General features: G+C 40.2%; 12 protein-coding genes and 1 pseudogene. 10 read left to right on the top strand and 3 right to left on the bottom strand.

Annotated features, from left to right (window positions below; all coding sequences use genetic code 11):
* Positions 1–89: 89 nt before the first annotated feature.
* On the top strand, positions 90–1,520 hold the full coding sequence (locus CDG77_RS03645) for a hypothetical protein (RefSeq protein ID WP_094328053.1): 1,431 nt from the start codon (positions 90–92) through the stop codon (positions 1,518–1,520).
* Here CDG77_RS03645 and CDG77_RS03640 read toward each other — a convergent pair.
* A complete protein-coding gene (locus CDG77_RS03640; RefSeq protein ID WP_094328052.1) occupies positions 1,490–2,548 on the bottom strand; it encodes a beta-galactosidase in 1,059 nt (352 codons plus the stop codon). The genes CDG77_RS03645 and CDG77_RS03640 overlap by 31 nt on opposite strands.
* Positions 2,549–2,552: 4 nt before the next feature.
* Here CDG77_RS03640 and CDG77_RS36220 point away from each other — a divergent pair, with 4 nt between their 5' ends.
* Positions 2,553–2,828, top strand: a complete 276-nt coding sequence (locus CDG77_RS36220) for a hypothetical protein (RefSeq protein ID WP_094328051.1) — start codon at positions 2,553–2,555, stop codon at positions 2,826–2,828.
* Between the two features lie 219 nt (positions 2,829–3,047).
* Here the strand turns inward: CDG77_RS36220 and CDG77_RS03630 are convergent, their stop codons facing one another.
* Positions 3,048–3,578: a hypothetical protein gene (locus tag CDG77_RS03630; RefSeq protein ID WP_094328050.1), complete on the bottom strand. Its 531-nt coding sequence runs from the start codon at positions 3,576–3,578 to the stop codon at positions 3,048–3,050.
* A 541-nt stretch (positions 3,579–4,119) separates the two neighbouring features.
* Between CDG77_RS03630 and CDG77_RS03625 the strand changes: the two are divergent.
* The 4 genes and pseudogenes from CDG77_RS03625 to CDG77_RS03610 form a co-directional block, all read left to right on the top strand.
* A pseudogene (locus CDG77_RS03625) lies at positions 4,120–7,431 on the top strand (phycobilisome rod-core linker polypeptide); the annotation flags it as partial.
* Between the two features lie 363 nt (positions 7,432–7,794).
* On the top strand, positions 7,795–8,283 hold the full coding sequence (gene apcA / locus CDG77_RS03620; protein ID WP_094328048.1) for an allophycocyanin subunit alpha: 489 nt from the start codon (positions 7,795–7,797) through the stop codon (positions 8,281–8,283).
* 65 nt (positions 8,284–8,348) lie between these two features.
* The gene (apcB, locus tag CDG77_RS03615; protein WP_069068902.1) at positions 8,349–8,837 is read left to right on the top strand and encodes an allophycocyanin subunit beta; all 489 of its coding nucleotides are present in this window, start codon (positions 8,349–8,351) and stop codon (positions 8,835–8,837) included.
* A gap of 223 nt (positions 8,838–9,060) precedes the next feature.
* Positions 9,061–9,267, top strand: a complete 207-nt coding sequence (locus CDG77_RS03610; RefSeq protein WP_012411143.1) for a phycobilisome linker polypeptide — start codon at positions 9,061–9,063, stop codon at positions 9,265–9,267.
* A 79-nt stretch (positions 9,268–9,346) separates the two neighbouring features.
* Here CDG77_RS03610 and CDG77_RS03605 read toward each other — a convergent pair whose 3' ends face one another.
* Positions 9,347–10,372, bottom strand: coding sequence for a hypothetical protein (locus CDG77_RS03605; RefSeq protein ID WP_094328083.1), 1,026 nt, complete (start codon positions 10,370–10,372; stop codon positions 9,347–9,349).
* 490 nt (positions 10,373–10,862) lie between these two features.
* On the opposite strand from CDG77_RS03605, the gene CDG77_RS03600 reads away from it, so the two are divergent.
* The 4 genes from CDG77_RS03600 (at position 10,863) to CDG77_RS03585 (ending at position 14,581) form a co-directional block, all read left to right on the top strand.
* Complete coding sequence (locus CDG77_RS03600) at positions 10,863–11,633, top strand: class I SAM-dependent methyltransferase (RefSeq protein ID WP_094328047.1); 771 nt, start codon at positions 10,863–10,865, stop codon at positions 11,631–11,633.
* Entirely contained in the window at positions 11,630–12,358 is a 729-nt protein-coding gene (locus CDG77_RS03595; RefSeq protein ID WP_094328046.1) for a TenA family transcriptional regulator, read from the top strand. The genes CDG77_RS03600 and CDG77_RS03595 overlap by 4 nt, the downstream gene beginning before the upstream one ends.
* 212 nt (positions 12,359–12,570) lie before the next feature.
* Positions 12,571–13,122: a heme NO-binding domain-containing protein gene (locus CDG77_RS03590; protein WP_094328045.1), complete on the top strand. Its 552-nt coding sequence runs from the start codon at positions 12,571–12,573 to the stop codon at positions 13,120–13,122.
* Positions 13,123–13,132: 10 nt separating this feature from the next.
* Complete coding sequence (locus CDG77_RS03585; protein WP_094328044.1) at positions 13,133–14,581, top strand: ATP-binding protein; 1,449 nt, start codon at positions 13,133–13,135, stop codon at positions 14,579–14,581.
* The last annotated feature ends 299 nt before the right edge of the window (positions 14,582–14,880 follow it).

Here is a 14,880-nt window from a genome sequence, read left to right as displayed (position 1 = left end):
ACTATGACCATCATTCATAACGGCAAAATACTTGAGTTGCAAGTAAGCGATAATTAAAAATTTCTCAATTTAAATTAAGAGATTCAAAAATGCCACTAAATACTGATCGCAAATCAAATAATTATGTAATTTCGCTAGAGTTTAATGAACTTTGCCCTTCATTGATGGAACGTTTTATTAAAGAAGGAAAGCTACCTAACTTCCGGCAACTCTATGAACAGTCAGAAGTTTATACAACCGATGCACAAGAAAAATCACCATTTCTAGAACCTTGGATTCAATGGGTGACAGTACATTCTGGTCTACCTTACAGCGAACATCAGGTTTTTCGTCTTGATGAAGGACACAACCTTAATTCAAAACGTATCTGGGATATTGTCTCAGAAGCAGGATTAAGAGTTTGGGTTTGTGGCAGCATGAATGCGAGTTACAATTTTGGATTAAATGGATATATAATGCCAGATTTTTGGAGTACAAAAGTAACTCCTAATTCGGCTGAATTATTACCATATTTCCAATTTGTCCAAAAACAAGTCCAAGAACACACAAATGATTCTGCTCCTTTTAGCCGTGGAGATTATCTGAGATTTCTCAGCTTCATGAGTAGCCACGGACTTTCATTAGATACCATTGTTGCTATTATCCAACAACTAATTCGGGAAAAAATCACAAGAAGATATCGCTGGCAACGTGCAACTATTGCCGACAAGCTCCAATTTGATTTATTTCGCTCGTACTATCAAAAGTTTAGACCACATTTTTCTACTTTTTTTATTAATAGTACAGCCCATTTTCAGCATATGTACTGGCGCAACTTTGAGCCGGATAATTTTTCAGTAAAAGCGTCAGTAAAAGATCAGATAGAGTATGAAAAAGCCATTTTATTTGGCTATCAGGAAATGGATAAATTAATAGCTAAGTTTTTAACTTTAGTAGATGCCAATACGACTTTAATATTGTCAACAGCCTTAAGTCAACAACCTTGCTTTACTTATGAAAATTCTGGAGGAAAACGCTTGTATCGACCGCGTAAATTTGAAAATATATTAGAATTTGCAGGTGTGAATACGAAGTATGTTTGTTCTCCTGTAATGGCTGAACAATTTTACATTCGATTTGATAATGAGCAGGATGCAGTTGAAGCTGAAAAAAAGCTTTTAACTTTACAAGTTGACCGGCGTTCGATAATGGAATTAAAGCGCAATGGCAAAGATATTTTTGGTGGCTGTGGAATTTTTGACCAACTCTCAAATAATGCAATTTTGACTATTGCTAATAGCGAAAAATCAATCCCATTTTTTGAAATTTTCTACCAACTAGAAGATATTAAAAGTGGTATGCATCATCCTGATGGCATTTTATGGATTCGCAAACCAAGCTGTCAGCATTCGGTTCATAAAGATAAAGTCTCTCTGCTTTCTATTGCCCCAACTATTTTAGAATTATTAAATATTGCCAAAATAGATTCAATGAAGGGAACTGCACTAGATTATCCTACTTCATACAGCCGAACTTCATAAGGATTTAAAATAGTACTGAAACTTCTCTCAGTGGATAGGTTAGTAATAGTTTTTTTATTAAAAACAACTATTTTATCAGCTAACCCCTGAGTAAACTTGGCTGTGAAATTTATCTGATTATGATTATGATTAACAGCTATCATTAAATATTTTTTAGTATTAGGAATAGAGAATAATTTAATTTCTATATCTAAGTTGTTTACTTGTACTGGATTCCTTAAATCTTCCCCTCTAACGATTGCAGGAATGTAATCTCGGAGTTCCTGAATAATAGGATATAAAACTGACTCATTCCAGGAATGTGAAGATAAATAGTGCGTCCAAAATATTAGTCCATCAGCCCCTGTAAGGACTGATAAATAAAACATATAGCGAATTTCTCCTTTTGTTGGTAGTCGTTTTTTTGACTGCTTCTTACTATAAGCTTGTAATACGTTCCAAAATTTTTTGTTTTTAGCATCAGCTAAAGAAATGACTTTATAGAGTGCTTTTCGGTAAGATGATACCCATGAAAATTCTGGAACTCCCTCCTCACAAGGATAACGATCCCACATTAGTATATCCATTGCATCGACATAAGATTCAATTTTTTTAATATCACCAAAAACTAAAGCAACTGGCTTAGATTTATCTTCTTGTTTAATAGCTTGGTATACCTTTTTTAATAAATCTGGAGAGAGCGGTGTAGGTTTTTTAATCTCTGGTTCATCATAAAGATACCAACCATAAACTGAAGGATGATTTTTATAGGTACGAATAAAGTCTTTTACTTCTAGGATATTTTTCGATTCAACTAAGGGGCGATAAATCTCTAATAAAACTTTTACTCCTGCTTTTTTAGAATTATCCAAAAATTCTTTGATTTTCCCTTTGTCTGCTTCTCCTACATAAGGTATTAAAATGTCAATTCCTTTAGGAGATACTTGAGTTGAAACATTAATATTATAAATGTGGTCATACCAGCCTAAGAAGAAGGGTAAATTTCGTTTACGATTAAGGGTTAAATATTTTTTGGGATTTAAACTCAAAAGTATGGTGCTAGTACTAGCTAGTACGAAAGCAGGAATCAAGGCTATAAATTTACGTCGCGTTACGCTCATAAAATATCAAGTTTCAGAAGAATTTAGGAACCAAGCTAAAGACGCTGCACCAAAGCATCATAATACTTTTGCATTGGAAATTCAGCAAAAACTCGAGCGTCGGCTTTTGGTAATGTCTTCTCTACGCGCTACTGATTCTAGAGAGCGCCTGGGATATTTATTTACCTTGTGGCGTGAAAATCCCCTATTGTGTATGCTGCCTAACTAGTCCCACAAAATTCATGACTTTGTTCTAGCAAGCCATGCCTTTATTCTTTTTTCATAAAATAAAAAAATGGAATAGTCCTGCCAGAAAAAACCACTTAAGCCTGCAATGGGTATTAATATTTTAAATCTGGCATAGTGAGCTAGATTGCGGCAATTCTGAGTTTAAGAAATGGGGGACATTTCTGAACTTGCAATTATCAATTCAAAGCTCTGAGGCTAATCAGATGTCACATTCATGGGTTTGGCAGTATTTAGTTTTATTGATTGCTTCTTGTAAATTTCTCAAAGGAATGATCTGAAAATTAGTTCCATTCTGTACTGCCGCAGTGATGTAGGCAAACTTTTTGCCCCGATAAAATTGGTCACGACCAATTTTTGTGACATACCGAGACTGCTGGAAGTCATTAGCAATGTTTAAATTGTAAATATTTTCTAGTAATTTGACTCCTTTGGCATTTTTTGCAGTGAATTTGATGCTTGAGTCACCGCTAACGGTTATTCCTTCTTTAGTCACTGTCCCATTTTGAGAAGTGACATCAGCATAAAAGTATAAATTTCCCTTTGTCCCACCGTAGCCGTGGGCTTCGCTGTTGTATCTCAATGTTGGTAGTATAGTTCTGGTTTTCGCCCACTTCACAACGGTGTTGATGTTTTGCTCTGGAAGCGCATTTGCAGGAGTGACGGCTAAAATAACTGCGATCGCAGACAGAGTAACATTGAATAAATAGTTAAATTTAGAACTTTTGTACATAGTATTTTCCCGTTAGATAATACTGAATAGATAAAGCTAAAACCACCATAAATTAAGAATTATTTCTAGAGCGGCGTTATTTATTACTATTCAGCTTTTAGTAGCAAAAACAACTTAACATCGACTAACGACTACTGTCCAGCGATCGCTACTGAAGGAAATTTGGTTTCAACTAAGATTTTGTAACAGTTGCAATAATCGTAAAATGGATACTGACACAAACATCAAAATAGAGGTTTTCGGCATCAGTAGACCATGCCTAGCTTATTTCTGATTTACAAAACTTAGATTTGATCTCAGCCAAATAAGAGTATGTACTCTTAGGACTGGATGCATCTAAGCTACAGGTTCTACACACTTCTTAATAAACCAGCCTTGAGAACGCAAAACGTTCTAATCTAAAAGCTAACCGGGTTAATTTACTGGCAGTTTTGCAGGCATTACTCTCAAGCTCATAAAGCACAGAGACACCGATGTGTCAAGCCTCAAAGCGATCCAGACTTAACACATAAATGATTATGATGGGAGTTTTACAAATCCGATGAGTGTTAAGGCAAGTGGTGGAAGCTCAGTTGCGCGTCCGCAACTATATCAAACCCTAGCTGTAGCGACAATTATCCAAGCCGAACAGCAAGACCGCTTTTTAGGAAGTGGTGAACTAAATGAACTGGCAAGTTATTTTGCATCTGGTGCAAAGCGTTTAGAAATTTCTCAGACGCTGACGGATAATGCGGAGATTATTGTATCTCGCGCTGCCAACCGGATTTTTGTCGGTGGTTCGCCAATGGCTTTTTTAGAAAAGCCCAGAGAAGTAGAAATAGTACCTGTTAGTGCTGGTGCTAATGTTCAGCAAGGGATGCAACTGGGAACTGTAACCTACGTTGAAAGTCGTGGTGGGTTCCTAGAAAATTTACGCTCAATATTTAACTCATCCCCCAGTGGCCCGACACCTCCGGGTTTCAGACCAATTAACATTGCTCGATATGGCCCAAGCAACATGGCCAAGAGCTTGCGGGATTTATCCTGGTTCTTGCGCTACGCTACTTATGCGATCGTTGCTGGCGACCCCAACATCATAGCGGTGAATACACGGGGTTTGCGGGAAATCATTGAAAATGCCTGCTCTGGTGAAGCAACGCTAGTAGCTTTGCAAGAAATCAAAGCTGGTTCACTTTCTTTTTTCCGCAACGATGCTGAGGCTACAGAAATTGTGTCTCAGTATATGGATGTTTTGTTAACAGAATTCAAAGCAGCCACACCTTCAAATAAAGTCCGTCAACGCCCCTCTAGCGACCAGCAAGGGTTGGAACTGCCGCAAATTTACTTTAATGCAGCAGAACGCCGTCCCAAGTTTGTGATGAAAACTGGGTTATCAAGTAGCGAAAAAAATGAAGTAATCAAGGCTGCATATCGGCAAATTTTTGAGCGCGATATTACCCGTGCTTATAGCTTGTCTATATCTGACCTAGAATCCAAGGTAAAAAATGGCGACATCTCCGTAAAAGAGTTTGTCCGCCGTCTAGCTAAATCTCCCCTTTACCAAAAACAGTTTTACCAGCCTTTTATTAACAGCCGAGTCATCGAACTAGCTTTCCGCCACATTTTGGGACGGGGGCCAAGTAGCCGCGAAGAAGTACAAAAATACTTCTCAATTATTTCTAACGGTGGTCTACCAGCCTTAGTAGATGCTTTAGTAGATTCTGCTGAGTACGGTGACTATTTTGGTGAAGAAACAGTACCCTACCTCCGGGGTCTGGGTCAAGAAGCACAAGAATGTCGTAACTGGGGGCCGCAGCAAGACCTGTTTAACTACAGTGCGCCTTTCCGCAAGATACCTCAGTTTATTACCACATTTGCTGCTTACGAACAACCACTACCAGACCAACATCCCTATGGTTCTGGTAATGACCCCTTGGAAATTCAGTTTGGGGCGATTTTCCCGAAAGAAACCCGTAACCCCAGCACCAGTCCGGCTCCTTTTGGCAAGGATACCAAGCGTATCCTAATTCACCAAGGCGCAGGGATTAATAACCAAAATAGTAATCCCAAAGCACGGGGTGAGGCTCCTGGTACTCTTGGGCCCAAGGTGTTCAAGTTAGATCAGCTGCCTGGTACTAGAGGTAAAAAGGCTGCCAAAAATTCTAGCGTCAGATACTCCGAAAGCTCCACGCAAGCATTGATTAAAGCTGCTTACTTGCAAGTTTTTGGTCGCGATCTTTACGAAGGTCAGCGCCCGAAGGTATTGGAAATTAAGCTAGAAAACGGCGACATCTCTGTACGAGAGTTTATCCGTGCTTTGGCTAAGTCGGATGTATTCCGCAATCTGTACTGGTCATCGCTCTATGTTTGTAAAGCGATCGAGTATATTCACCGCCGCTTGTTGGGTCGTCCGACTTATGGCCGTCAAGAAATCAACAAGTACTTCGATCTCGCTGCGAAACAAGGCTTTTACGCGGTGGTTGATGCCATCATTAACAGCGTAGAATACAGCGAAGCATTTGGTGAAGATACAATTCCTTACGAGCGGTATCTTACTCCTGGTGGTGTATCAGGGCGACAATTGCGCGTTGGTAGCATTCGTGAAGATGTTGCAGCGAAAGTCCAGAAGGAAGTAACACCTACCTTTGTGACATTGGGTACAGTCACAGAAAACCGATCGGAACCAGATATTCAGTTCCGTATTAACCAAGGTGTTAGCAAGCAACGCGAACAAACCAAAATCTTCAAACTGGTATCCAATATCAGTGACAAAGTTGCAGTAAAAACCTTGATTAGCGCTGCCTATCGTCAGATTTTTGAGCGGGATATTGCACCCTACATTGCCAAAAATGAGTTTACGGCGTGGGAAAGTAAGCTGGGGAACGGTGAAATCAGTGTGAAAGAATTTATTGAAGGTTTGGGTTACTCTAACCTCTACCTGAAGGAATTCTACACACCTTACCCCAACACCAAAGTGATTGAGTTGGGAACCAAACACTTCTTGGGACGTGCGCCATTAGACCAAGCAGAAATCCGCAAGTATAACCAGATTCTGGCTACTCAAGGGATTCGTGCCTTTATTGGTGCTTTGGTAGATAGTGTGGAATACAACCAGGTATTTGGTGAAGATACGGTTCCTTACCGTCGCTTCCCGACCCTACCTGCGGCAAACTTCCCGAATACCGAGAAGCTTTACAATCAGCTTACCAAGCAAAACGATGACGTAGTTGTGCCTAGCTTTAAGCCAGTGCAAAGTCGTCCAGGTTCTAGCGCTACGCCGCTTTTAGCGCAAGCGATCGCAGATATAGCAGCCCAAACAAACGGTATAAACAAGAGCAGCCCTTCCTTTGCGGAACTGGGTCGTTCCTACAACGATGTTAGCGGACAACCCGTGGAACTGGGTGTGCGTAAACATGCACGTATTTACCGTCTAGCAGAAAGCGCAAACCAAGCCGAAACACAACAGGTAATCAACGCCATTTACTGTCAGGTATTGGATGTATTTAGCGGTGAAGTGCCTGATAATTTCCGCCGTACCGATCTAGATAGCAAACTCCAGAATGGTAAAATTTCTGTGCGGAAGTTTGTATGTGAACTAGCCAGTTCCGAAATCTATCGTCAGCGCTTCTTGTCACCTTATCCCCATGCCAAGGTCATTGAGTTCCTCTTCCGTCACCTGTTGGGGCGTATACCCGCAACTCAGGAAGAAATTAGCCAGTGTAACCAGTTGCTAGCTGATAGTGGTTTGTCGGCTGCTGTAGAAGCAATAGTCGAAAGCCCAGAATATAGCTGCTACTTCGGTGAAGATGTTGTCCCTTACAACCGCTTCCCATCTCTGCCAGTAGGTAACTACCTCGGCAGTGTACAGACGGCTGAGTAGGTAATAAGTTACAGGGTACAGATTATTTTCTGCGATCTTTACCCTGTAACCTTCGTAACCTTTCGTAATATTGCTCTCAGATTACAGCTAAAACAGGGAATTCTGAAAGGCAATATTACAAAGTGTTAAGAGCAGTCATAAATGCTCAACAGAATGCCGGAAAATGTTTTGCGGAAGGTAACTGAGTTTGAAAGCTTGTGTACTTGTGTGGACTCAAGCAAACTCGTAATTTATTAGCCGTAGCAGTTATCAAACTGCTGTGTCTAAAAGAACGAGAGAACAAACTCCGTAAACCAAATTTAAAGTCGCACCAGTTTAATCAAATCCTGGTTTCATTCGTATTGGAGGAATCCATTAATGAGTATTGTCACGAAAGCTATCGTGAATGCTGATGCAGAAGCCCGCTACCTCAGCCCTGGTGAGTTAGATCGGATCAAATCCTTCGTTGCAAGTGGTGAGCGCCGCGTGCGGATTGCTCAAATTTTGTCAGAAAATCGCGAACGCCTTGTTAAGCAAGCTGGCGATCAACTGTTCCAAAAGCGTCCTGATGTTGTATCTCCTGGTGGGAACGCTTACGGTCAAGAATTGACTGCTACTTGTCTGCGTGACCTAGATTACTACCTCCGCCTCGTTACCTACGGTATCGTTGCTGGTGATGTTACACCTATCGAAGAAATTGGTGTTATCGGTGCCCGTGAACTGTACAAGTCCTTGGGAACTCCTATCGATGGTGTTGCTGAAGGTATCCGTGGACTGAAGAATGTATCTGCTACATTGCTGTCTGGTGATGATGCTAGTGAAGCTGGTAGCTACTTCGACTACCTAGTTGGCGCTCTTCTAGGATAGGTTAAAGCTGTTTACCTACTGAAACAGAAGTATTGCAATACGGTTGGAAATAAGGAATTAACAACATGGCTCAAGACGCAATTACCGCTGTCATTAACTCCGCAGACGTTCAAGGTAAATACCTTGACTCTTCTGCTTTAGAAAAGCTAAAAGGCTACTTCGCCACTGGCGAACTGCGGGTACGTGCTGCTAGCACCATCAGCGCTAACGCTGCTGCGATCGTTAAAGAAGCTGTAGCAAAATCTTTGCTATACTCTGACATCACCCGTCCCGGCGGCAACATGTACACAACCCGCCGCTATGCTGCTTGCATCCGCGATTTGGACTACTACCTCCGCTATGCCACCTACGCTATGTTAGCTGGCGATCCTTCCATTTTGGATGAGCGCGTATTAAATGGCTTGAAGGAAACCTACAACTCTTTAGGAGTTCCCGTTGGTGCTACCGTGCAAGCTATCCAAGCAATCAAGGAAGTAACCGCTAGTTTGGTTGGTTCTGATGCTGGTAAGGAAATGGGTGTTTACTTAGACTATATCTCTTCTGGCTTAAGCTAAGAGCTAGTTTGCGCTTAAAAATTTAGGTGCGGCTTTATTAAGGTCTGGAAATCAACCGTGAGTGCTAGAACGTTATATTGCTTATCTTGGTAAATTATCAGTGATGAGTGTTAGTGGTCTAGTATTGATGTTTGATTTCCAGCCTTTGAATGATTAAAGGATTTGCACTCAAGATTTTGAGATAAAAAAAGTTTTCACAAAGTTTAAAGGAGATTTACAAAATATGTCCCGTTTGTTTAAAATTACTGCTCTAGTTCCTAGCCAAACCCGAATTCGTACCCAACGCGAACTGCAAAATACTTACTTCACTAAGCTAGTTCCTTATGAAAACTGGTTCCGCGAACAGCAACGTATTCAAAAAGCAGGCGGCAAAATCATCAAAGTAGAACTGGCAACTGGTAAGCAAGGCGCTAATACTGGCTTGTCGTAATCTGTAAATAGAATATTATTTTAGGAAATTGGTAAGAGGTCGAAAAAGACCTCTTTTTTGTTGCTTGTATTTCTGAAAGTTAAGAGTTGAACATTTCTACAAGGCGATACCCGCGAGTATATAGCGGAACTGGAGCGCCAGAATTTTGTTTTTTCCTTGCTTGTTCAGAAGTTTCATCAAATACAATTAGTGTTTCCTTACCAACCTTCAACCAGTCTTCGTAAGGCACGCTCATATCTTCTTCAATACCGCCAATACTAGGTGCTACCATTGCCCGATAAGCTTCATTGAATTTCCTCCGAAACCGGAAATCTACTGAAATTCTTAGACTTTCAGTTTTCCTTCTTACTGTTTGGTGCAATCCACGGGCATCATTAAAGTACATTGTACCGTGTTGTAGTTGTGCTTCTGTATAAGAGACAACCATTGGAATATCCCGACCTTCAGCAAAGTCTGACATCACCCGCATCGCCTCTAGTTCCATTTCGCGGGGCATCTCACCTGCTTCGATGGTTATATTGTCGATGTCGCCAAATAATGGCAGAACTACTACAGTCGCATCAGCAGCAACACCTGCCCAAACATCGCTATGGCACTTTGAGCTAGCGAAGGGCAAACTCAACTTTTCAGCGTTAGTTTTACCGTAGACCATACGGAGATTGACTGGTAAATCCACTGCATCAATCAGGTCATTTGCTCCTAGTTGGTAAAAAGCCTCAGCTACGCTTTTTTGAAAAAGGTTAAATGCGAGAGTGTGTTCTCGCTTGGGCATCAAAAGACCAGTACCTGTGTAGTTCGGCAATGTATTTCTTGCTTCCAGTAGTCTTTCAAGCATTTCAGCTTCTGAAAGAATGATGGGACTATTCAGACATGCTGAAATATAACCCATAGCAGCAATACGAATCTGCTGGAATAACTCAGGCTCTAAGATGTGTTCAAACAGTAGTCGGTACTGTCGCCTTGTAGCAATTTTATCAGCAAGCTCATCAAAGAGGCGATCGCCAAGTTGAGAAAATGCGTAGGCGTAGCCCGTCGTAGACATCGCCCGCTCATCTTGGACGCGATCGCCCTCTGTTGATTCTGCTAACAGTTCTTCTAACATCATTGTTTCCAACGTTATTATAAATTGGCTAAATACATCCAAAGCCATTTCGTTTTCAAAACGAATCTAGCTATTACAAATTAACAAGGTTATTCCCTTTATACTTCGTAAAATATACTGTTTTATTTCTCTTACTTATCTTGATTAAAAGAGTTAATTTTAACTTATTTAATAAAGCGTAGATGAAGTTAGAGCTTAAAAGCCAAACTATCTATATGTGAGATTGCTGTTAACTAAGTAACAACGAAAGTTCATGAAGTTAAATATGATTTAGCTGTTTATATTTAAAGAAACTAACAAGATGATAATTTTCAGGTTAGCTACTCCTTTGAAAAGGCTAGTTTTTAAACGCAAAATCGACAAGTAAGCGAAAATCGGTAAAATCAACCTTATCAGTAAAACAAGTTCATTATTAAATAATAGATATTCATGAATTTAGCCCGCTCGGACTAAATTCATGAATCGTAAAGTAAGTATAAAATAGTGCTAGTAAATGTCAAATGTGAATCACAAAAACTCAACTAAAAACTTATATAATCGCACAGCATCAGAATGGATTAGAGCAGAACCTACTTCCTTATCAGACTTTACGGCACGCCCTTTTGTACTAAAACTTTGTGAGCCTGTTAGTGGCTTGCAACTACTAGATATAGGTTGCGGAGAAGGTTATTGCAGTCGAGAATTACGTCGGCGTGGTGCTGCAAAAGTACATGGTATAGACCTTTCTCAAGGCATGATTGAAGCAGCAAAATTGCAAGAAGTAGAAGATGCTTTAGGTATTAGCTATGAAGTAGGATGTGCTACTAGTCTCAAGCAATTCGATGATGGCGAAATTGACTTAGTTGTTGCAGTGTTTCTATTTAACTATTTGACAATTTCTCAGACCCAAGAATGTATGGCGGAAGTTGCACGGATTCTTCGTCCGGGCGGTCGATTTGTATTCAGCGTTCCCCATCCATCTTTTCCATATATGCGGGAGCCAGCATATCCGTTTTATTTTCAAGTTGATGGTGCAGGCTATTTCAGCAAGCGAGATCGGCAGTTTCCTGGTCGTATTTGGAAACGAGACGGCTCCTGGCTAAATGTTCAATTGATTCACAAAACTCTTGAGGATTACTTTAATGCCCTTAGAATTGCTGGCTTTAATACCATGCCAATTTTACAGGAATTGCGTGTAACTCCAGAACATATCGCAGTAGACGAATCATTTTTTAGCCCCTTAGTTGACCAACCACTCCATCTAGCCCTACAAATATCACGATGATACAGACATCTTCTTTACTAATAAATTCCTTCCGTGAAATAACGGTTAATCATCCTCTATGGAGCCATGAGTTTCTAATTCGTTGTCGGGCTGGAAATTTATTTTTACCAGACGTACAGGTATTAGCTGTTCAGATGTACAAATTCTCCAAAGAATTTAATCGGATCTTGGCTAGCATCTTATCTTGTTGCGAAGATGAAAGTAGCCAGTTAGTCATCTTAGAAAACCTATTTGATGAAATGGGACAGGGAGATATAACTCAGTCCCACCCAGAATTGTTTCGTCAATTTACCCGCGCACTTGGTATCGACGACGTAACTTTGGCAGCACTACCCACTGCACCTGAAACTTCCGCTCTGATTGAAACCTACTTGCGAATGCCACATAAATACGGATACTTAGCTGCACTAGGTGCTGTCTGTTATGCTTCTGAAGGAATTGTTAGCTCGCTGTACACGCAACTATATAAAGGAATTGTCGGTGCTGCTCCTTTACCCAAAGAATCTCTGATCTTTTTTGAAGTCCATATTGATGTAGATGATAGTCATGCAGCGAAACTAGCAGCAGTGATTGAACCTCGAATCACCATGAATGAAGAGGATATCAAGGTAAGGCTGGCTATTGTAGAAGCTATGGATGCCCGTGTCCAATTTTTTAACGGAATTCAGCGTCAAATCTCTAAATATAACTTGTCTGCTGATTCATGGATCTTTATCAATTCATAGCTTTTGAGAAAAGCAAAGCGTGTAAATACGGTTGTGAATATACTGGCTTGTAGCATTAAAATGTGGACAGTTTTACCGTTCTTCAAAGGGTAAATTAAGACAGATATAGGAAAGTTTGTAATTTCAATAACCTTTTTAGGGAATCAGAATCAGTTGTCAAGTCTTGGTCAAATTCACAAAGCAAAATTAGGTGCAGTAATGAGGAGGCTTCCATGTACGGATTAGTGAACAAGGCGATTCAAGACATGGTGTGCAGTCGCTTTGGCGAAGAGACTTGGAAACAAATTAAGCACAAAGCAGAGGTGGACGTAGATGTTTTCCTCAGTATGGAAGGCTATCCCGATGACATCACTCACAAGCTAGTAAAAGCTGCTAGTGTCGTTCTAAGCTTATCTCCCAAACAAATTATGCAAGCTTTTGGGGAATTCTGGGTTCAGTATACAGCCCAAGAAGGCTATGGCGAAATGATGGATATGAGTGGAGATACACTACCTGAGTTTTTAGAAAACCTCGATAATCTTCATGCTCGTGTGGGAGTTAGCTTTCCTAAACTCCAACCCCCATCATTTGAGTGTACTGATATGGAGGAAAATTCTCTAAGCTTACACTATCGTTCTGATAGAGAAGGGCTGACTCCAATGGTTATTGGTCTAATCAAAGGATTGGGAACAAGGTTTGATACAGAAGTTCATATTACCCAAACCCTGAATCGGGATGAAGGTGCTGAACATGATGAATTTTTAGTGATTTATAAACCAAATTGAGTGCAGTAGCATGGCTCCTCCTCAGCTTACGCTTTCACCAGAGTTATTGGCGAAAGCTTTTCCCTTCCACTTTGCATTTAGCCGTAATCGTGAAATTGTCCAAACTGGTGATGTCTTGGAGCGTATTAGTCCTGAGCCATTAGTTGGTAAATTGATTGAGCAGCATTTCCAAATCAATCGTCCAAAAATTTTGGTAGATTTTGATGCTATTAGTAAACAGTCTCGTGCCCTATTCATTTTAGAGTTTCTCCACAATGGAATGCAACTCAAGGGTCAAATGATGTATCAACCAGAGGAGGAGGTGATATTTTTTTTAGGTTCTCCTTGGATTACAAATACAACTAGCTTGACTCCTTTGGGTATAAAACTCAAAGACTTTGCGATTCACGACCCAATTGTTGATTTCCTGTTTTTACTGCAAGCTCAGAACACCGCTTTGGCTGATGCCAAAAAGTTAACAAGCGAACTTAAACAGCAAAGGGCACAACTACGGAGTGCCCTGCAAATCAAAGAGAATCTAGCGGAAATTGCTGAAGCTCAGGCTAAAAAATTAGAAAAATCTCTTCGGGAGCTACAACAAACTCAAGCCCAATTAGTTCAGGCTGAAAAGATGTCCAGTTTGGGACAGTTGGTTGCAGGAGTTGCTCACGAAATTAATAACCCCGTTAACTTTATTTACGGTAATTTAAAATATACAAAAGATTATACACAGTGTTTGCTAAAGCTTGTACACCTTTACCAGCAATTTTATGCCAATCCTGTGCTAGAAATTAAAGAATATATTGAGGAAATTGAGTTAGATTTTTTACTAGATGATTTGCCCAGAATTCTAGATTCGATGGAAGTAGGATCTGAAAGGATCTCTGAAATTGTCTTGTCTCTGCGGAACTTTTCTCGTCTTGATGAAGCAGGAATGAAAAAGGTTGATATTCACCACGGACTAGATAGTACTTTGCTGATTTTACAGAATCGGTTTAAGAATAGCCTCGATCGTCCTGGAATCAAAGTAGTTAAAAATTATGGAAACTTGCCTTTGGTAGATTGCTACCCTGGCCAACTTAATCAAGTATTCATGAATATTATTAGTAATGCCATCGATGCACTCGACAGCTATAACGATAAACGCGCGATCGCAGAAATTCATGCCATTCCTAATAAAATTACAATTACTACAGAAGTCATCGAAACGAAGTGTGTTATCCGAATTGCTGATAATGGTTCAGGAATAACAGAAGCAGTTAAGGAACGACTGTTTGATCCATTTTTTACAACTAAGCCTGTAGGTAAGGGTACAGGATTAGGTTTATCAATTAGCTATCAGATTGTAGTTGAAAAACATGGGGGAACACTAAGATGTGTATCAGAACCTGGACAAGAAACTGAGTTCTGGATTGAAATTCCTCTCTCTATGGACACACAAGCAGTAAATTGCGTCAAATCATTGAGTTTTGTTTTATGAATTATCAAAATTCAGTAATGCTTGCAGTGGAGAGAGAGACTCACGACTCTCTTATTTTAACTTTCTAAATTATTGTTTAAACTACGGCGTACGTTGTATTAAATAGTGAGATTTGTTTCTCTGTAGTGATGTCTTTTCTACGAGATGCTACGCATAGCTTGCTTTCCCATAGGAGTACGGGGGCATATAGCGTTTCTCACTTGAGTGATACCAAGTCCGCTTAATCACTTACGATATGTCATTGCGAGTGAAACGGAGTGGAACGAAGCAATCGCTGCGGACTCTGCGATTACTTCACT

The organism is Nostoc sp. 'Peltigera membranacea cyanobiont' 213, assembly GCF_002245975.1.
GTDB lineage: Bacteria > Cyanobacteriota > Cyanobacteriia > Cyanobacteriales > Nostocaceae > Nostoc.
Note: the sequence above shows the minus strand (reverse complement) of the source record. Positions and strands in the feature narration are given on the sequence as shown.

Bases quoted from the DNA above. Each gene is read 5' to 3' on its own strand.
- CDG77_RS03645 (WP_094328053.1), top strand. From the start codon at position 90: ATGCCACTAAATACTGATCGCAAATCAAATAATTATGTAATTTCGCTA.
- CDG77_RS36220 (WP_094328051.1), top strand. From the start codon at position 2,553: ATGGTGCTAGTACTAGCTAGTACGAAAGCAGGAATCAAGGCTATAAAT.
- CDG77_RS03630 (WP_094328050.1), bottom strand. From the start codon at position 3,578: ATGTACAAAAGTTCTAAATTTAACTATTTATTCAATGTTACTCTGTCT.
- apcA (WP_094328048.1), top strand. From the start codon at position 7,795: ATGAGTATTGTCACGAAAGCTATCGTGAATGCTGATGCAGAAGCCCGC.
- apcB (WP_069068902.1), top strand. From the start codon at position 8,349: ATGGCTCAAGACGCAATTACCGCTGTCATTAACTCCGCAGACGTTCAA.
- CDG77_RS03610 (WP_012411143.1), top strand. From the start codon at position 9,061: ATGTCCCGTTTGTTTAAAATTACTGCTCTAGTTCCTAGCCAAACCCGA.
- CDG77_RS03605 (WP_094328083.1), bottom strand. From the start codon at position 10,372: ATGATGTTAGAAGAACTGTTAGCAGAATCAACAGAGGGCGATCGCGTC.
- CDG77_RS03600 (WP_094328047.1), top strand. From the start codon at position 10,863: ATGTCAAATGTGAATCACAAAAACTCAACTAAAAACTTATATAATCGC.
- CDG77_RS03595 (WP_094328046.1), top strand. From the start codon at position 11,630: ATGATACAGACATCTTCTTTACTAATAAATTCCTTCCGTGAAATAACG.
- CDG77_RS03590 (WP_094328045.1), top strand. From the start codon at position 12,571: ATGTACGGATTAGTGAACAAGGCGATTCAAGACATGGTGTGCAGTCGC.
- CDG77_RS03585 (WP_094328044.1), top strand. From the start codon at position 13,133: ATGGCTCCTCCTCAGCTTACGCTTTCACCAGAGTTATTGGCGAAAGCT.